The sequence below is a fragment of the Clostridium sp. TF06-15AC genome, assembly GCF_003481165.1.
In the GTDB taxonomy this organism is placed as follows: domain Bacteria; phylum Bacillota; class Clostridia; order Lachnospirales; family Lachnospiraceae; genus Otoolea; species Otoolea fessa.
In genome coordinates, this window is the sequence record NZ_QUKS01000001.1 from 534,941 (window position 1) to 554,489 (window position 19,549).

At 50.8% G+C, this 19,549-nt stretch carries 11 protein-coding genes; 2 read left to right on the plus strand and 9 right to left on the minus strand.

From position 1 onward, the window contains the following. Positions 1-415: 415 nt before the first annotated feature. From DXC57_RS02320 to secG, 4 genes are all read right to left on the minus strand, one after another. Entirely contained in the window at positions 416-913 is a 498-nt protein-coding gene (locus DXC57_RS02320; RefSeq protein WP_337412500.1) for a PD-(D/E)XK nuclease domain-containing protein, read from the minus strand. 104 nt (positions 914-1,017) lie between these two features. Continuing rightward, positions 1,018-1,482, minus strand: coding sequence for an SsrA-binding protein SmpB (gene smpB, locus DXC57_RS02325; RefSeq protein ID WP_022358767.1), 465 nt, complete (start codon positions 1,480-1,482; stop codon positions 1,018-1,020). 49 nt (positions 1,483-1,531) lie between these two features. Continuing rightward, entirely contained in the window at positions 1,532-3,637 is a 2,106-nt protein-coding gene (gene rnr / locus DXC57_RS02330) for a ribonuclease R (RefSeq protein ID WP_118472882.1), read from the minus strand. Positions 3,638-4,252: 615 nt separating this feature from the next. Then, positions 4,253-4,489 (minus strand): preprotein translocase subunit SecG, encoded by a 237-nt coding sequence (gene secG / locus DXC57_RS02335; RefSeq protein WP_107000428.1) that lies wholly within the window; start codon positions 4,487-4,489, stop codon positions 4,253-4,255. Between the two features lie 250 nt (positions 4,490-4,739). Here secG and DXC57_RS02340 point away from each other — a divergent pair, with 250 nt between their 5' ends. Both DXC57_RS02340 and DXC57_RS02345 read left to right on the plus strand, forming a co-directional pair. Further along, on the plus strand, positions 4,740-6,455 hold the full coding sequence (locus DXC57_RS02340) for a CvpA family protein (RefSeq protein WP_243101263.1): 1,716 nt from the start codon (positions 4,740-4,742) through the stop codon (positions 6,453-6,455). 7 nt (positions 6,456-6,462) lie between these two features. Then, complete coding sequence (locus DXC57_RS02345; RefSeq protein ID WP_117795671.1) at positions 6,463-7,473, plus strand: nucleoid-associated protein; 1,011 nt, start codon at positions 6,463-6,465, stop codon at positions 7,471-7,473. Positions 7,474-7,540: 67 nt separating this feature from the next. On the opposite strand, the gene DXC57_RS02350 is transcribed toward DXC57_RS02345, so the two are convergent. From DXC57_RS02350 to DXC57_RS02375, 5 genes are all read right to left on the minus strand, one after another. Then, the gene (locus DXC57_RS02350; RefSeq protein WP_118650978.1) at positions 7,541-8,269 is read right to left on the minus strand and encodes a histidine phosphatase family protein; all 729 of its coding nucleotides are present in this window, start codon (positions 8,267-8,269) and stop codon (positions 7,541-7,543) included. Between the two features lie 85 nt (positions 8,270-8,354). Further along, the gene (locus DXC57_RS02355; protein WP_118522718.1) at positions 8,355-9,167 is read right to left on the minus strand and encodes a hypothetical protein; all 813 of its coding nucleotides are present in this window, start codon (positions 9,165-9,167) and stop codon (positions 8,355-8,357) included. After that, positions 9,164-10,384 (minus strand): DUF5716 family protein, encoded by a 1,221-nt coding sequence (locus tag DXC57_RS02360; RefSeq protein WP_118650980.1) that lies wholly within the window; start codon positions 10,382-10,384, stop codon positions 9,164-9,166. The genes DXC57_RS02355 and DXC57_RS02360 overlap by 4 nt, the downstream gene beginning before the upstream one ends. A 27-nt stretch (positions 10,385-10,411) precedes the next feature. Further along, on the minus strand, positions 10,412-13,990 hold the full coding sequence (locus DXC57_RS02365; RefSeq protein ID WP_118650982.1) for a DUF5717 family protein: 3,579 nt from the start codon (positions 13,988-13,990) through the stop codon (positions 10,412-10,414). A 586-nt stretch (positions 13,991-14,576) separates the two neighbouring features. Beyond that, positions 14,577-19,532, minus strand: coding sequence for a prepilin-type N-terminal cleavage/methylation domain-containing protein (locus DXC57_RS02375; RefSeq protein WP_118650984.1), 4,956 nt, complete (start codon positions 19,530-19,532; stop codon positions 14,577-14,579). Positions 19,533-19,549 lie beyond the last annotated feature (17 nt).

Here is a 19,549-nt window from a genome sequence, read left to right on the forward strand (position 1 = left end):
TATGCTTTTAGAGCGAATTCAATAGAAGTTTCTCCCAAGAATCTATTATGAAATTATTAAGATACGCATTTCTGATCAATTATTTACCAAATTTCCGATTAATACTATTTAAAAATCAATATTATCAAAATAAAACTCCTTTTGTGTCTCTGAAATTTCCTCCAAATTTCGCAGAACTAGGTATTCTGCGAAATCTTTATTGTTTGATTTATTTTGCAATACCATACAGTATATATACACATTATCTTTATGCTCAAATTGTGTATAATTGCCCTTACTTAGTTTTTTAACATACAAAAAGCAGAGATGGATCTTTTTATGATTTCATCTCTGCTTCCCAATTTTCTTATTCTTTTATGTCCTACCGAATTTTCTGATAGAGCCGTATATCCCTTAATACCGTTATCTTAGATACTTACTTTTTCTTCACCATACACCGTTTCTTAAAAAACGAAATGCCATAGCAGAGTACCTGATCGTAGTCATCCTCATACTCCTTCGCATACATTCTGTCATCAATCTGCCACAGAGCTGTATCGCACTCACTTTCTAATTTTTCCAGATTTTTCGTATACTTTGCCTCAAAGACTGCAACCCGTGCATTGATGGAATCGTAGACGACCACATCACTGCGCCCCTCTCCATGCTCCTTATTGGAATCCACCATATACCCAGCACCGGTAAAGATTCCAGCGAGAAAAGCATGGTAAAAATCTTCCCGATAATCATGGTAACTGATCGTGCGCCGCAGCAAAGCATTCATCTCTCTTGTAATGCCCTCGCTGTCACCGTTCCAGACCGCATCAAACAGGGCATTCCGATCACATTTCCTGGTGCTGTTATCGAACCATTTGATAACGATCGTTTCAAAGATCTCTTTAATTTCCGCATTCGGAATCATAAGGGCAGACATGCCATCTGGTAGTTCATCCTTATAATCAGCTCTGTGCGCTTTCGTTAAGTATCTTGTCAGATACAACATGCTCTGTTTTTTATCGCTTATTTCAAATATAATAATTATTTCTGTCTCGCCTTAAACGCCCGGTCAATCTCCCGCTTCGCGTCCTTTTTCGCCAGATCGTCTCTCTTATCATACAGCTTCTTACCGCGTGCCAGACCAATCTCTACTTTTACGAGACTTCCCTTAAAATACACCTGCAGCGGCACCAGCGTATATCCTTTTTCTTTGATCTTTGACATCAGGCGGCGGATCTCCAGTTTGTGGAGAAGGAGTTTCCGCACACGCAGCGGATCTTTGTTAAAGATATTTCCCTTCTCATATGGGCTGATATGCATGCCGAATACATACACCTGACCGTCGCTCTCGATCTTGATAAATGCCTCCTTGATGCTGCATTTACCCATGCGGATCGATTTAACCTCGGTACCGAATAACTCGATCCCGGCTTCGAATTTATCATCGATAAAATAATCATGGTAGGCTTTCTTATTGTTCGCCACCATCTTGATTCCTGCTCCCATTTTAATTCCTCTTTCCCTCTCTACTTTTTACATCTTATTTTACAATCTTCTACTTCCAGTACACCGCCGGCATAAAATCAATCGTCCTCGCATACCGGTCGCACGCAGTCACGCGGACGCGGATAGTCTGACCGAGTTTGTACGTCTTTCTCGTCATCTCTCCGACCAGCTCATAGTGTGCTTCGTCAAATACGAAATAGTCGCCACGCAGTTCATTGACATGAACTAATCCTTCAACCGTGTTCGGCAGCTCGACATAGAAGCCCCAGTTGGTGACACCGGAAATGACTCCCTCGAATTCTTCTCCGATGTAATGTTCCATGTACTGGACTTTCTTCATCTTATCTGTTTCGCGCTCGGCTTCGTCAGCGCGGCGCTCCAGGGCCGAGGTCTGGACTGCCACTTCCGGCAGGATTTTTTCAAAATGGGCGGTTTTTCGCGCATCCATATTGCCATGCAGGCACTCTTTGATGATCCGGTGGATCTGCAGATCCGGGTAACGACGGATCGGGGAGGTGAAATGGGTATAGTATTTCGCCGCCAATCCAAAATGACCGGAGTTCACGGTCGAATATTTCGCCTGTTTCATGGAGCGCAGCGTCAGACGGCTGAGCAATGCCTCCTCCGGCGTGCCCTCGATCTTTTCAAGCAGCTTTTGCAGCTCTTTCGGGTGGACTTCGCCGCCCGGCATCCGCAATGTATATCCAAAGTTGTTGATGAACGTGCCGAGTTTCGCCATCTTCTCCTCATCCGGTTTCTCATGGATTCGGTAGAGGAACGGCATTTCCTGCCAATAATAGTCCTCGGCTACCGTCTCATTTGCCATCAGCATGAAATCCTCGATAAGCTTCGTCGCCGCGTTGCGCTCATACGGCTTGATCTCGATCGGGCGTCCTTTGGCGTCGAGTAAAATCTTGCTCTCTGGAAAGTCGAAGTCAATCGCACCGCGCTCCTGGCGCCTCTTGCGGAGAAGCTGCGAAAGTTCTTTCATTTGCAGGAATAAATCCACAAATTCCTTATATTTCTCCTTTGTCTCTGCATCATCATCCGTGATGATCGCATTGACCGCCGTATACGTCATCCGGCGATCGACGCGGATCAATGTCTCTGCAATCTCATGTCCGATCACGACGCCTTTGTCATTGATCTCCATGATACAGCTCAGCGCCAGGCGATCTTCGCCCTGATTCAGGGAACAGATACCGTTTGAGAGTTTATGCGGCAGCATCGGAATGACGCGGTCGGTCAGATACACGCTCGTTCCGCGCTTTAATGCCTCGCGGTCAAGCGGGCTGCCCTCGCGGACATAATGGGTCACATCCGCGATGTGTACACCGAGCCGGTAACCCTGCTCCGTCTTTTCCAGCGTGATCGCATCGTCGAGATCCTTCGCTTCCTCACCATCGATCGTAACTGTCGGCAGATCGCGCAGATCCTTGCGTCCCGCCTTGTCCTCCTCGCGGACGGCATCCGGGATCTCTTCAAGCTGCGCCATGACCTCCGGCGGAAATTCTTCCGGCAGACCGTATGCTTTCACGATCGATAAAATATCGACTCCCGGATCGTTCATATGTCCGAGAATGCTGGTGATCACGCCCTCCGGCTTCTTATCCGGGCCGTTTCCGTAATCCTTGATCTTCACGATGACCTTATGACCGGTCACTGCGCCCGCGTCACACCCCTGCGGGATGAAAATGTCGCGTGAAATCCGTGGATTGTCCGGGATCACAAAGCCGAAACCGCCGTTTTTCTCATACAGACCGACCAGCTCCTGATTGGCGTGCTCCAGGATCCGCACGATACTTCCCTCGGCTCTGCGTCCGCCGTCGCTCTCCTGCTCAATCACAACCAGCACCTTATCGCCGTGCATCGCGCCCTTTGTTTTTTCACGCGGAACGAACACATCCTGCTCACGTCCCTCGATTGTCACAAAACCGAAACCCTTCGGGTGTCCCGAATAAATACCTGCCTCTGAAAATGTCTCCGGGCGTCCCAGCTTGCCCTTGCGGGACATGCTGATTTTTCCCTCTTCCAGCAGATAATCGATAACCCGCTGCAGCTCCCGGCGCTGTTCCTTCGGAATATTTAAAAGAAGTGCCAGCTCCTTCAGCTTCATCGGCACGTATGCCGGTTCATTCATGACATCCTGAATCATCTTGCAGCGGCGGGTAAACTCCTCCTCGGAAGCGCCAGCATCCTCACGCTCCTTCTTGCCGCGCTTTTCGCGCTTCTTATCCATCTCACGCTCAAACTTTCGATCACGGTCTTTCTTTCCCGCTTTATCCTTTTTCTGGCGCACCGATTCCTCTTTCGGACCTTTCGCACGCTCCGGCTTTTTCTTCTTTTTTCCGTACCTCTCTTCCCACTCGCCGATCAGCCCATCCCCGTCAATCTGGCGCTGTACGCTGCTCTCCCGGCTTTCTCCGGACATTTTCTCTTCCCGCGCTTCTTCTTTCCGCATCGCAAACCGCTGTTCTGCATTCTTCCGGATCGTCTCCAGCATCTCATCCGAGAGCTTCATCTCCGTCTGCTGACGTTTTTCAAACGTCTCTCTTTCTCTCCTGCGATTTTCCGGCATTTTCTGTCCTTCCTCTTTCTGTGAAGCTGCCGCACTCTGCATCTGCGCCTGGCGCTTCTGCTGTTTTGCGTATTTCTGAGCCTCGCTTCTCTTTATTTTTCCCATGATTTTATCAAATATGTTCAAATTTATCTCACTTCTCTTTCTCAATATGAAAAAAAGGCTGCCACGCGACAGCCTCTTAAAGGTTCCTTACAGGAATTTCAAATTCAAAACTAATGCAAGGATCAGCCACAGAATTGCAGCATATTTGGTCAGCTTCTCCAGCTTTCCTTCCATAGAACGGCTTTTATTTCTGCCCCAGTAGCTGTCAGCCATACCGCCGATGGAACCGGACAGACCTGCCGATTTGCCCTCCTGCAGTAGGATTACCGCCGACAGGAATACACAGATAATAATAAATATGATCGTAAGGATCGTCTTGATCATCTTCGCACCTCCTGAATAAACATAGTAATCATAGCATATTTTCGGCGGAAGGACAACTGTTTTTTTCCCGACTTCAACCCGGGAATTTGCCGTATTTAAATGCGAAGCCACGGCAAATTCCGTTACCGGGCTTGATTTTATCTCCCGTCGTGCGATACAATAGAGTTCTATCACATTTACAATCAGCGAAATCCTTTTTTTCATGGGAACAGCTATTTTTTATCATAAAACGAGTCAGGAGGGTTCTATTTTGAAAAAATTCACTTCGGCGTTTGGGCGTCTGTTTCTCTCTGCCGTCCTTATTTTTCTGGTGTTCTACACCATGATGCCAGCCATCAATCTGCACGATCAGGATTTCATCGTATTCCTGATTATCTGCATTCTGATTGTACTGGCAGTCAACTTTATGGAAAGCATTCTCATATTTCTGAAAACAATGCAGCAAAACCGCGGCGTTGAGATCGTGCGCGATCCTGTGACCGGACGGATGGTTCTGCGGCGCAAATACGCCGACGCCTCCGGCAGCCCGTTTGCCGGTTTTAAGGCGATGGGACGTCCGTGCAAATATGGCACGATCGCGATCGCTGTCCTGATCTTCTTTTCCCTGATCGCCTCGGCGGCGGGCGTCCAGCTTTTTAATGCGTCCCGCTACCGCGATCTGATCACCGTTACCGAGGGCGATTTTGCCTCAGATGTCGCAGAGCTTGGCATGTCGCAGATCCCGGTCGTTGATAAGGACACCGCCTCCCGGCTCGGAAGCAAAAAGCTCGGTGAGATGACCGACCTGGTCTCCCAGTTTGAGATTCAGGAAAATTACACACAGATCAACTACAAGGGGACACCGTACCGCGTGACGCCTTTGCGCTATGCCGACCCGATCAAGTGGCTGTACAACCAGAAGAAGGGACTTCCGGCATACATTGCTGTCAATATGGTCGATCAGAATACCGATCTCGTCTGGCTGTCCTCCGGCATGAAGTATTCCACCAGTGAATATTTCTTCCGCAATATCCACCGCTACATCCGTTTCTGCTACCCGACACGGATGTTTGAGACGGTCTCCTTCGAGATCGACGACGATGGAAATCCATACTGGGTGGCGCCGACCATCGCCTACCGGATCGGCTGGTGGAACGGCAAGGACATCGACGGCGCGATCCTCGTCAATGCTGAGACCGGCGAATCTAAGTGGTACGCCAAGGCGGATGTCCCACAGTGGATCGACCAGCTCTATGATTCGAACCTCATCATGGAACAGCTCGACGACAACGGCAGATTTCAGAATGGTTATTTAAACTCTATCTTCGGTCAGCGCGGCGTGCGTCGGACGACCTACGGCTACAACTATCTAGCCATCGATGACGATGTGTGGCTGTACACCGGCATGAGCTCTGTAACCTCAGATGAGTCGAACATTGGCTTCGTCCTCGTCAACCTGCGGACGAAAGAAACGAAATTTTACACCGTTCCGGGCGCCACCGAGCTCGCCGCAATGGATTCCGCGCGCGGACAGGTGCAGCACTTAAATTACAGTGCGACCTTCCCGCTTCTCTTAAATATTTCCGGACGACCGGCATATTTCATTTCCCTGAAAGATGCTGCAGGGCTTGTGAAAATGTATGCGTTCGTCGATGTCGCGCAGTACCAGATCGTCGGCACCGGACAGACGATCGATGAGGCGAAGCGCAATTACCGTGAGACGCTGGGACAGGAGGAAATCGAAGATCCGACTGCCAAGGAACCGGCGGCAAGCGAAACTGTTTCCGGCACGGTCGAGGCGATCGAGAATGTCGTCGTTTCCGGTAACACCTACTACTATTTCACGCTGACCGATGACCGCACCGACAGCGTCTACACCGCTGCGATCACCGTTTCCGAGCGGCTTCCGTTCGTGCAGGCGGGCGACTCCGTTTCCTTTGAGTGCGTCGAGAATGGTTCTACAAAAGAAGTTATAACCTGGAGGTAAGATAACATTGAAAAGTGAAGATATGATTTTAAAGGCAGCCATCGTGCACATCCTTGATTCTTCGGTGGGAATCCCGGTTCTCTCCGACCAGAGCATGGAGGTCGGACCCGATTTTTCCGACTTTCTGAAAGCGCATATCGAGAAAATAACGGAAAGTGACGATGTCAAGCACTGTACATTTGCAGAAGGATCCGAGGTCAAAGAGCTGCTGCAAAACTGCACCCCGGACAATTTCGTCGAGACGAGCAAACAGCTCGCCGAGCGCCTCTACGACATCATGAATGCGAATATTGACATTCCAGCCGCCGATGTGGCGATGACCGTGTTCGGCTGCAAGGGCAAGGATTATCTGGCATTCTTAAAGATGAACTACAAGACCTCCTACACGCATCAGACCAGGGAAACGGACGGCGGCAACAGCAACGAGATCATTTTACAGCGCGCACTGCTTCCGGGACAGGGACAGCGCCTCTCCGAGGCGTTTGTCCTCGATCTCTCCGACGGCTCCCTGATTCTGGCTGAGAAAAAATATGAGGTCAACGGCGAAAAATGCTTCTATTTCTCCGAGCTCTTCCTCGAATGCCGCGCCCCGCTCTCCCAGAAATCCAAACTCGACATCGTCACCCGCGCCGTCGATCAGGTTGCCAAAAAATATTACGGCGACGAGGATGCACAGAAAAAGATGGAAATCAAAGACATTATCTGTAATGAATTAGAGGAACAGGGCGAAATCAAGGTGTCCGAACTGCGCGAAAAAGTATTTCCCGGCAGCCCGGAGATGCTCGAGGAGCTGGATGAAAAACTCGACCGCTACAACCTCTCCTACGAGACGGTCGCGCCGAAAAATGAGCAGACGATCAAGAAATTCCAGAAACAGAAGCTGTACACTGACACCGGAATCGAGATCACGATCCCGATGGAAGAATATAGAAATCCCGACCATGTGGAGTTTATCACCAACATGGACGGGACAATCTCGGTGTTGATTAAAAATATTGGGATGCTGAGCAGTAAATAGCATCTCACACAAAATTTATTTATCGGCTGATTCAAACGATTGCGATACATAATAACAGAAACATCCATCAGTCATGCCGCTGATCAAACCGTGTATACACCTCACAGAACCGCGCCGCAAACGACGGCTCGCGTCCACCCGCATACAGATGAGAAACATCCCCAAAACTGCTCATGCGGAAGGATGCAACGCCGGAGCGGCGCTCTTCTGTACAGAGCACCGTCACCGACGACGGCGCAGCACAGGTTCCGTGCCAGAGCTGCATCGGAGAGATATTTAAAAGATAGGAAAGCAGGACGCACTCGACGCCAAAATGACAGAATAAAACAATCGTGTCCTCATTCGGTGCCACGGCCCGGTAAAACAATCCATTTCTCACATATCCGTGCCGTCTGAGCAGCCGGTCAAGCTCTCCAATCACCCAGTCGTACTCTTCTTTTACATGGGCGTTCTGAAAGACTTCTGTTTCATGCCAGTGATCCTTATCAAAATACTTCGGCTCCGCCATCCACGCATCCGGCAGCCAGTCCCAGACACAGTGCCCGGAATCCTTCCCCGGATGTACCGCCTGCGGGGCAAATTCACGCAGCCAGCTGCAGGTTTCTGCCGTGCGGCAGGCTTTTTTTAAGGTCAGGGACGCCGTGTCCTTCGCACGCCCCAGCGGCGATACATAATAAGCCGCCACCGGAATCGGCGCCAGACGGTCTGCCAGAAGCTTTGCTTCCTCCCAGCCAGCCGGGGTCAGGGAATCAATTGAGTAATCAGGATCCGCATGGCGGACAATCAGAAGGCGCATAGGAAAACTCCTTTCGTAAAGAAATGTTACAAAACCAAAAAGCGCGGTGCTCATGACCAGGGGATGTATCTGGGCGCGGGCAAAATTAGAGCATCTTCCGATACTCCTGCTTCCACCCATTTAAAAGTTCTCCCGCACTCTCCATCCGCCGGACCGGATTGCGGTCAAACATCGTTTCGACCATGCGGACATTCCCGCACTTCTCCGCGGTCTGGTTCGCCTCGTCGAGTTCCCGTTTCCAGATCTTCTTCTGTTCCGGCGTCATCGCAGCCGCATGGCGCTCCTTAAGCTCCAGTTTCGGGTCAATCAAGGCAAGCTGGTACAGGTGCTTCAGCATCTCCGGGCTCTTGTCGAAATTGTACGCCATTTCATAAGCAGTAAACGCTTTCTCAAACCAGAAAATCCCGGCATACGCCGCCCCGATATTGTTCCAGATCTTCGCAGTAAATTCGTCCGTCAGCGATTTGACCCGCCAGTCCTCCAGAATCCGGTTGTAGTAATAGATTGCCGTCCCAAACTGCCGCAGGCGGAAATAGTAATCCGCCGTCTCCTTCCGGAACTCCGCCGCATTCATTTTGCGAAATGCCGCCAATTTCTGGCGGTATGCCGCAATCTCCTTTGCCGTATAATAACAGCACTCCTGCAGAATCACGATCGGCAGCTCGTCCTGGCTCTCGCCGCTCCGCTGCCATGCCTCCAGTTTGCCGGCCAGAAACGAAAGTCCCAGCTCCGAACGGATAAACTCAATCAGGCGGTCATCCACAAATCCATCCAGCACCAGAAGCGGATTCTGATAAATGACATAACACAGCTCCTGCGATGATGCGATATGGACGCCCAGCCGTTCTATGTAAAAAGGATGTCGAACCGGCTCCTGCCGGCAAAGTATCAGACTCATAATGAAACCTCTTGTTTAATCATCCGGTTTGTCGCCGGAAACAATTCTCCAAATCCCAAATCACGTATCATGACGATCATCGTGTCTTCCCCGGTAAATCCAAATGCCATCTCGATCCGGGTCGTCCGGTCCGGGCGTTTCGGGAATCCCTCGAGCGGAATCTTCACCGTCTTCTTTTTGCGCGGTTCCAGCGGCTGGAGTGAAAATTCTACCTCCGGCGTGCCCGACACGATAAATTCCGCCGTCATTTTCGTCTCATACCAGCTGTCCCCGGCGGATGCCAGCACCAGCTGTCCCTCTTTTTCACGTTCCTGAATCTTTAAGGAAACCGTTGTTTTCAGCCGCCCCTCACAGATACAGGTAAAATGGTACGCACTCTGCGCTTCACAGAGATCTTCCGAGCGGATCAGCGCCCCTCGGGTAAATACATCCATCTCCGCAAACACCCGGCGCCGTTTGCAGATCTGCTGCATAAAATCTGCCGCCCAATCCGTCTGTGCAAATCCCCTGCCGGTCAGGATGATCGCTGAAAACAGGCGCTTCTGCAGCAGCCGTTCCGCACAGGAGGAAAGGATCCGGTCTGCCATATGGATGCCCGCGTCGCTGTCCAGCACATTTAAGTGGAATGACTCCTCCAGTTCCTCCTGATCCGCGACCACCTGCATCTGGCGCAGCCCGCGCTGCACTCTCAATTCATAATAATGAAGACCATTCTCCGAAAGTTCAAACATTCCCACCTGGTTGCTCCAGACTTCCCGTTTCTGGCTCATCACGTAATATACAAAGCTCTCCGCGTGACTGATCACATGCACCCGGCTCCGGTCGATTTCCAGAAAATCGGCACAGTACATCAGGCAGTCCACCAGCTTTACCTCAAGCTTTGGCACCGTGATCACCAGGTTTTCTATCTCTTCTTTTCCGGACGCCTGTCTGGGAATCGCAAGCACCTGCTTCAGGAACATTTTCAGCAGATATAAGCCCTCGTAGCGGACACCGTCGATCGTGGCGGTGCCGTCCTTCATCGCCAGGGAAAGCAGCTTATCTTCCACTACCATGCCCTCTAACGCGCCCCCGGCACTCTCCTCTGACACCCGCCAGACGTCCGAATCCGGTTCTTTTCCGATCCGGGTCGGAACCGACCAGATCGTCTCCTGACCCTGACAGGATATATGTGTGCATGAATCACACAGATCCATGCCAATTATAAGTCCATTCATCTATCGTTTGTCCGTCTGTCCCTTTCCTCAGGCGATCGGGAAAAGTGCGCTTACCACCGCATCTCTCTTCTGGTACTCCCGCATCTTTTCCCGAAGCGCCGTCTCGTTATTTACTTTTAAAGAAAGACTCATCTCATTGAGCGCCGCAAACCGGCTTTCCCGGCTGCGTCCCGGAACCTCCCGGCAGGAAATCTCTCCCTTTTCTTTCGTCTTCCGGACGCCGTCCTCTTCCTCTTCGATCTGATATTCCAGCGTCTCGCCCTCAAAAATCACCTTTTCACGGATGTAAATATCCCGGTAAACGAGACGCATTTCCTCATAGTGGAACTCTTCCTCCTGCGGCAGAATCCGCAGCCGCAGATACGGGCGCACCGCTCGGTTTCCGTGATACTCGATGATTTCTTTATCTAAAATATTGCCCGGGATATGGATAAACCGCGCCAAATCTTTAAAATAGGCAAAAATCATGCCCGCATCTAAAAGCACATCCACCACCGACTGGCACAGGCGCCGCTGTTCCTCCGAAAGCTCCGGCAGCGTCGCATAATACTTTGTCAGCGCCAGCAGATAAATATCCGGGATCCGCTCCCGATCAGAGCTTCCCTGCACAGCACCCTCCAAAAATGCGAACACCTTGTCGTCCGTCGGACGGTTTTCCAGAAAATATTCCACGCTCTTGACCGTGAAATACGCGCGCACGACAATTTCCCCTGTTTTCTTGCGCGACGCATAAAGCTCGAACACCCGGTCTAACTTTGCTGTATTGCCGGTAAAGAGCATCTGCGCCACCAGCCGTTCCTCCAGATCGTACGTCTCCACCCGGAGCCGCAGCCCCTGCATCAGGACGCGGTACATCTGATCCACCGTACCGTTGAAATGTTCGCAGAGATAATCGAGAATCACACTGTCCGGCTTCTCGTGTTCAAAGACATACCAGGTCAGATAAAGCAGGTGGTCATCCCGGTCAAAGAGATTTTGAAGCAGCATTCTCCCGCAAAGCCGCAGCAGCAGATTGACCGGCAGACCTTCCAGACCATACCGGCACACCATCTCATACGCCTCGCTGAAATGCCCGCACCGGATCAGCGTCCCGCAGACGCCGTTTCTCTCATCCCGCGTCAGCTGGTCCTTGTCAAGACTCAGAAGGTATGAAACACTTCCATCCTTTTTCTCATCCTCAATCCCATCCGCCATCCTCTTATAATACCGCACGATCGCTGACAGCACCTTTGCCCTAAACAGCGGGTGCAGCTCCATCTTCTGATCCGCGTGCTCCAAAAGGATCGCATCGTCCCCGGTCAGTACCTCCTTGCGGCAGGCTTTTGCACACGCATTCATAAAGAGGAACGGATGCATCGGATTCATTTCAAAACAGGTCTGTAAAAGTTCCTCCATATCCGTAAATACCGGCTGGATGGCGCAATTTACCCGCGCATACCGCGTCTCATTTTCATCCTGGAATAGAACCAGATCGCGCTCCGAAAACAGCGGCACATACGCCGTGCCCTCGTTCAGCACATACGCGTCCTCCGTCATCTGCTCCTCATGGCGCACCACCACGTATTTCATCGCCGGTTCCCGGCATTCTACCCGGCAGGATTTCAAAATCCCCGGCAGGACACGCGCCATCTGCGTATCGATCAGTTCCGGATAGATCAATTTCCGGTACAGGACCGCCAGGGCACCGTCTATCCGTTCCTTGAAAAGCTGATCCACCGCAAACTCTTCCATCGCCCGCTCGTACATCCGGTAAATATCCGAATCCGGCGTTCCATATGTAAGAAGGTTCGCATAAAGCTTCGCCAGTGACCCCGCATCCAAATTTGCCGAATACGAAAAGTATAAAAATACCTCACGCGACATCAGGCGGTCATAATTCTCCGGCATCGCATATAAATAATATTCATACAGGCGCGTCAGACTCAAATCTGCCTCCAGCGCCCGGCTATACCATTCAAAACAGGCTGTCTCCCGGCAGTCTCCCCGGATCAGCATTGCACAGAGCGCCTCCAGAATCTCCGTCTCCGGATACAGCCCGTAAAGTTCCGTCAAAAGGCGTCTGTAAAACTCCCGGTACGAACGGGACGCACGCATCACCCGGACCGCCGCCAGTGCCAGCTCGCGGCTGATAATTTTCCGGCGTGCCCCATAGTACAGGGCATGAAGCTCAAAATTGCCCGCATTGTCTAAAAGGATCGGATCACTCTCCAGAAGTTTCAGTCCCGCCGCATAGAGGAATGGGCTGTGACAGCCATCCTTAAACTCCTGCTCCATGCTGATCAGCACCGTAACCGGATTTTTCTGCAGTTCCTCATCCAGACGCAGAAGCATCAGATAATAAAACAGGCTGCTGCCCGTCTCCTCCGACGCATACTGCTGCAGCAGGCGGATCAAAGTGTCCTTCTGCTCGGCATTGCCGGTCAGCGTCACGTACAGATAGCGGTACAGGCAGTTAAGCTTCCGGTCGCCCGATATTTTAAGCGCCGCTGAATCCTGCAGCTCCTTTAAAATCGTCTGCGCTTTCTCACGCCGATCAGTCAAAAGGTATAATTCCGCCTGCAAAAGCCGCAGTCCCGCGTCATAGTGCGTCATTTTCATCAGATCCAGTTCCCGCTGCATTTGGTGAACCGCCTCCGTGCCGCCGATCCCATTTTCATACGCCAGACGGGCAGTCAGATAATTTCCAAGCTCTTTCTGGAATGACATATGTGCCCGGTCGCATCCGCCCGCATCGGCAGCCGATGCCTCGATCGGGATCCGCACGGTTTCTCTGGCAGTGTGAATCAGGACGGCACCGAAATTCTTTCCGGCATGCAGCCGTTCCGCCAGAATCCGTACCGGAAGACGGAGCAGACCATCTTCAAAATCCGCCTGCGTCGCACTCTTCTTTGGCAAATGGAGGAACTCGCCGTCTGCCGTCACCTCCAGGTACACACTGCCCCAGTTATCCATCCGGATCTCGATCGTGTCCTCGGCATTCTCAGCCAGCTCGGCATATACGCGCGCCCTGCCCGGAATCGTCAGACCGACCGGCTTTTTCACGCCCAGTCCAACCAGAAATTCTTCCATAAAATTTGCACGGCTGCCGTGCCCCTTCAGGCCGTCATAGAGTGCCCGCACATGCAGATCCTGCATAAACGGCACTTCCACAAAATCCGGGTACTCCAAAAGCCGGAGCGCCGTCTCCATATCATTTTCCGCGACGTGCAGAAAATCTTCCGCCGTTTTCAGATCACCTAAAGTCTTCCCGGCGTCTGCCACCTCGACGTGAAACTCATACGGAATCTCCTCTTCCCCGCAGTTTGTCACCAGATAAAAAGAACCCGTGATCGTGTCGCCTGCCGTCAGGAACGAAGTGTCCACTTCATATACGATCCGGCACCGGAGTCCGCCAAACGAATTGTTATCCCCTGGAATCCGCACCCGCAGGTTCGAGGAATACACAAATCCCTTCACACTTAATCCATTTTCGCTCCCGATCCATAAATTTCTCTGCATCAGGGTATTCATCCGCAGCGTCTCGTCTATCTTTTCAGGCGACCAGGTCATCTTCGGCTGTTCCGAATCGATGATTCCCTTCGCCAGCCGGTTAATTCTCTCTTTCATTCCTATCACCTGCCGTTTCATTATCCTGTCCCGGTAACTGCTTTGTCTTCCCACAGTTCCGTCGGTTCGAAATCTCGTACCTTATATCATACCATATTTTGTCTGCATTTACATCAGGGAATTGGAGAATTTCGCTGATTGCCCATCCGGCATTTTTTTCAAGTCGAACGTCCGTGAGACTTGGCGCGTGATTCTGGTCAGCGAAGCTGACATATTCGTTGCTGTTCACTTATACTGTTCTCAGCAACGGGATTTTGCCGATGCTTCGCATTCCAAATCGGCAAAATCTGCTGCCAGAGCTGTATCGTACGGAATTTTCAGTTCAGAAAATTCCTATATGCAAGTAAAACACTTATTCTGTGCAGAATCACTGCGCATCCTCGCGGAGCGTTTATCTCAGTCGGAGACCCAACTCCCACTGAGACAAATTTGCTATTACTCACCACCTGAAGAGGTGGGAGTCTTCTCGACTGAGATAAAAACAAGCGCTATCCTGCCTGCCGGGCAAAAATTTGATGGTTCCGCCCGGTATGTAAAATAGCGCCTGTTTCCAGTTTTCAATCGTTTTCTAATTTTTCTTAATTTCCTAATCCCAGTCGCCCACATACAGGCGTGTGCCAGTCTGCCAAACTGTTGGTTCATAGATCGTCCAAATTGGATATGGATATGCTTTTCCTTGCAGAGAATCATCTATTGCGATCGTCTGATCAACGCCATTGGTGCCTGTTTTGGACGACAGGTCAGCGGCACCTGTCCTGGTAATACTGGAATAGCTGTCCTTTACAGAGCTGCTGTCCACATAAGGTGCGCCAATGATTGCGTCGCTTAGCTTTGGCAGATACCAGCATTCTTCCGGGACCGAAAGAATGCCAGCTTCCAGCTGGGCTCCTGGCCCCCACCACCAGGTATTGTTCAACTGACCAATATAGTGTCCAAGGAACATTGAGGTTCCAGCCGCTTTCACACTTCCTGTTGTGTAGCAGTTCGAAAGAACCAGTTTTGCAGAATCATATTTTCCAAATAAACCGCCTGCGATGGCATTATATGTATTCGTTCCACACGCATCCGCTGCACTGAAACTCTGTATTACCGAAATCGGACCATCCATCCACCCCACGAGGCCTCCGGCACACCTGCCGCCTGACACATTCTTTCTATCTGACAGCACTTCCGCACCACTTTCCGTATAACCGTAAGAGCGGTTCCGTCCGCCGACATAACTGTTTTCAATGCTGAATTCTTTCCCGGCAGTTCCGCCATTCTGGTTGTTTTTCAGGTATCCATACAAACCTCCGGCGGTTCCAGTTGTATCCACATACCCAGAGAAGAAGCTGTTTTCCAACTTCATCTGACCAGAGCTCTCGGCAAAGCCGACCAGACCTCCGCTAGCATCGGTTCCCTGTATCCGTGCATTTTTTCCTGGAACATATACGTGATTCATCACTAAATCACTTACTTTTGCTTCCCCGATCAAGCCTCCGGTTTTTCCTCCACTTATTTGCAGCGTCGGTGCATCTACAACTACATGGTCGAGTGTCAGACTGCCACTGTTCGTGCTTCCAACCACCGCGCCTGTTGCCAGCGTTCCAGAAATCCGGGATTCTTCTCCATATATATGGATATTTTTAATCGTTAGATAGCTGTCCGCCGAAGTGCCTGCCTGCGCCACCAGCCCTGCTGTATTCTGCCCCTGACAGGAAATGTCCGGATCCTTCAGATTCAAGTTTGATATCGTCAGATGATCCGTCTTCTGAAATAAAGCCGCACCATTCCAGGCAACAGGAGTTATCTTTAAGCCTGCAATCGTATAACATTCACCCAGTTTTGCTTTTTCTTTCTCATCCACCTCCGCATCATAAGAGATAATATCCGGGTTGTTAATCGGCCAGAAACTTCCACCTTCATACTTGGAATTTCCCGGACTGTAGATCGTCATCTTTCCGTATGCATCTTTCACCTCTTTACAATACGCTTCCGTCTGTGAGGTAATCGAATCATCCTCCTGCCAGAGAATATTATCGGTCTGAATGACCCGTGTGATCTTTAAACCACCATAGCCTTCTCCGCAGAAATTCAGATTCTGCAGATGACGTCCATTGGCGACCTTAACCGTATAGGTATCCGTTCCATCACCATTTCGTTCAATTACATCGGCAAAGCAGCTGTTGAACTTGTATGAGAGCTTTGTATTTTCTGTCGGCGGATAGCCATCCTCGCTCAATTTTACGATAACATTTTCTCCATTTATGTAACCGCCCGGCTGATAACCTCCCCAGGTACCCAGACTACAGAAATTTCCACCCTCACGTGATAAATCATCCAGATAGAAACGCAATTTCAACTTTTTCTCTTCCGTTATGCCTATTTCAAAACGATTTACCCTGTTTTCTGCAGCAAAGCTCGTCCAACTGCCATTTGCCTCATTTTCTGCACAGCTGGCAGCTTTCTCTTTCGTATCTACAAAGCAAAATTTCGATCCCGTTCTCAGAGTATTTTCCTGCAAATCACCAGTATTGACTTGGAGAACATACCACATCGTTTTACCGCTCAATTCGCCGGTAATCGAAAATATCAGATGTATTCTCTGATTTTCTTCAAGCGGAGACGGAGAGACATAATTGATATACAGCCTGTTTCCAGTATGCAGCGCCTCTTCGTTCTCGCCCTTGTCCCAGTCCCCGACATGGTTATTCAGAAACCACGAAAATCCCTTTGAAGCGTCCTGCGCAGCAAGTTTTTCCGCTACTTTCTGGATCGTCGGCATCGGATAAATCAGTATTTCTGCCTTCTTTAATTCCGGATCATACGGATATGTATTCCGCTTTTCCTCCGTATCTTTATTTTCTTCCTCACTGCTATCTGCATTCGGATCCTTTACACCAAACAGACTTGCAAGAGCCTTGTCATATGCAAGCACATACTTCTCATTCACCTTACTGCACACATAGCACCCCGGATAAACTGATTTTTTGTTCGTCCCCGTACCACTCGTCTCCGATGGAAGTATTCCATTCGTTCTACTTGCATAATCATAAAACGCAACAAATGCGGATGCCTTCAGTGCCGACGCCTCTTTCTCGTCGTCCGATTCAGTTTCATTGCCGTTTCCGTCCGCCGCTGTACCAGTTCCACCTTCCGTTTCATCCGATTTTTCCTCAGCCGTCGGCGAATACACCGACGCCGACACATATGTATTCGCTATCTGACTGTCTGCCGGAAGCTGTGCGGCGAGACCTCCTGCGAATCCGCCGGTATATGCCGCTACGTTATAACGTCCGGTAAGATTCTCAAAGGCTGTATTGGCGTTTGCCCCATTCCCTGGTTTTTGGGAGGTATCAAACTTCTTGTTTGCTGTATGACCGCCGACATAACAGCTCTGAATCTGCACCGTGGAACCGCTTGCGGCGGCTACAGCTGCTGCTTTCTCAGCAGTTCCGACCAGACCGCCGGCGTACATACCTTCCACATAGAGCGCCGCTGCGCTGTCGGTCAGGGAAATTTTCCCCTTTGCCGTGCCGATCAGGCCGCCCGCCGTTCCCTTTAAAGCGCGGATCCGGTATTTGCTTTCTTCCTCCAGCTTCAGATCGGCTGCTTTTTCTGTGCTGCTTCCCAGCTTATCACGGAAATGATTCTCCGCCAGCGCATCCTGGACGGTCAGACTGCCGCCCTCAGATGTGCCGATCAACGCACCGGCGGAAGCGCCAGTCTGCTCTGCCTGCACCTGTGGATATTCCACCTGCACCTTTTTAATTTCCACCGTTGGCAGCTTTATAGTTCCCCGGGAATCCGTTCCCGGCGTCACCGCGCCGATCAAAGCGCCTGCATTCTCCTTCGTCCGGACCACCGGCTGGCGGATCAGCAGGTTTTTAACCCTCATATCCTGCGTTACCGTTCCAAACAGTCCGCCCGTCCCATCTACTGCTGTGATTGAACTTGCCGCCGTTTTTCCTACCTGCAGACCATCAATCCGGTATGTATTTCCCTGATAGTCCAGTGGATACGGCAGGCTAAGCGGAAGATAGCTTCCCGACTCCGTGGTATATGTCTGTGCCGTCGGGTTCGTCCGATCTGCATTCGTTTCATCCGTCACCCGGTAGGCAATCGAGATGGTTTCCGCATTCTGATTCAAAAAATTCGATCCAAATGCCGTATGCAGCTTCGCCACATGTCCGCAGTAACCGCTCTCGTCCGCAGTGTTTTCTCCCGCTTTCCAGGTCAAATCGCTATTCTGCATCGCCGTAACCGTTTTGGGCGTAGTCACCGCTCCCGTGTACAGCTGATCCGGATCCCAGCCTGAAACCCTCTCATCCAGATTTTCCAGATGGCGGAAGCTGCCGATCCCCACGCTTCGGTCCGTACCGATCGATGCAAAGAGGCTGCTGCCTGAATCTGTATTGCTCGTCTTAACCTGCGAAAGCGCTTCATTGTTGAAAACCTGCGCGTACACAAAGATATTTTCGCCCGGAATAAAGGAGGCAAAACCTCTTTCATCCTGCTGAAATGTCATATCCGTCTGTGCCGGCTGGTTGAAATCCATAAATTTGAATCCTGTACTTCCGCCCGTGCCGGCTGGCGCCGTTATATCATCCAGAATGACCTGATACGTTCCATCCGAATCGCCCGAAGTTCCGGACACCTTCGCCACACGCGCCGAACGACTGCTTCCCGGGGCATTGATCTCGATGTAGCCGGTTGTACCGCTCTTTTCTCCCTTTACAAACAGGCTCAGCGAATGTTCATTTTTATTCGGATCCCCGATTTCCGCATATAAAATATCATCATTCACCAATTTCACTGTCGGTGCCTCGAATTTCTCCACCGGCAGTTCCGGAACTTCCAGATTTCCTGATGCGTAATATCCGATCGGCAGCTTCTGATCCTTATAATTGGAGTTAGCACCCGTAAACCGCTCCCGTTTTCCGGCATCAGACGCCGCCGCCAGAAGTGCCTCGCTTCCGATATCTGTCTGCACAAACTGATAATGATCCGAATACCACACCTCGCGGACCAGTCCCGCCTCCGCATCATAGAAAATTAGATAGCTCCCGTCTCCACGGACGGTCTCATCAATCGATCCAAACGGAAGAAGGCGCTGCCGGATCTCCTCGGTCCCATTCGCAGATGCCAGCGCCATCTCACCGCCAGACTCTTCTTGTTCCGATTCAGGCTGCCCTTCCTGTTTTTCCGGCACATAGAGAACCCCGTAGATATTTCCCTCTTTCTCCTCCGCCAGCACTGTATTATCTACCGAAATTCCCAGCTTTGCCTGCTTTTGATCGTCTGAAAATTCCCCCTGTGCCTCCATATGGAGCAGACGCGGAATCGTCCCACTGGAGACCTCCAGTGTCAGATGATTCTGCGCCGCCAGAAAGATCTCCTTCGCCGTCTGATCCATCTCCAGACGGCGGAGCTTTCTCTGGTAATGAATCACCGCAACAAAAGAAAGACTGGCAAGAATACCGACAATCGCAATCACCGTCAAAAATTCCGCCAGCGTAAACGCCGCCCTTCTCTTCTGTTTGTTCTGTCTCTTCTGCTCCATCTGTCCTCGTTCCTCTT

What these genes read in the sequence shown, in the direction of transcription:
- DXC57_RS02375 (WP_118650984.1), bottom strand. Translation starts at nt 19,532, where the DNA reads ATGGAGCAGAAGAGACAGAACAAACAGAAGAGAAGGGCGGCGTTTACG.
- DXC57_RS02355 (WP_118522718.1), bottom strand. Translation starts at nt 9,167, where the DNA reads ATGAGTCTGATACTTTGCCGGCAGGAGCCGGTTCGACATCCTTTTTAC.
- DXC57_RS02360 (WP_118650980.1), bottom strand. Translation starts at nt 10,384, where the DNA reads ATGAATGGACTTATAATTGGCATGGATCTGTGTGATTCATGCACACAT.
- smpB (WP_022358767.1), bottom strand. Translation starts at nt 1,482, where the DNA reads ATGGGAGCAGGAATCAAGATGGTGGCGAACAATAAGAAAGCCTACCAT.
- DXC57_RS02365 (WP_118650982.1), bottom strand. Translation starts at nt 13,990, where the DNA reads ATGAAAGAGAGAATTAACCGGCTGGCGAAGGGAATCATCGATTCGGAA.
- DXC57_RS02350 (WP_118650978.1), bottom strand. Translation starts at nt 8,269, where the DNA reads ATGCGCCTTCTGATTGTCCGCCATGCGGATCCTGATTACTCAATTGAT.
- rnr (WP_118472882.1), bottom strand. Translation starts at nt 3,637, where the DNA reads ATGATTCAGGATGTCATGAATGAACCGGCATACGTGCCGATGAAGCTG.
- secG (WP_107000428.1), bottom strand. Translation starts at nt 4,489, where the DNA reads ATGATCAAGACGATCCTTACGATCATATTTATTATTATCTGTGTATTC.
- DXC57_RS02320 (WP_337412500.1), bottom strand. Translation starts at nt 913, where the DNA reads ATGTCTGCCCTTATGATTCCGAATGCGGAAATTAAAGAGATCTTTGAA.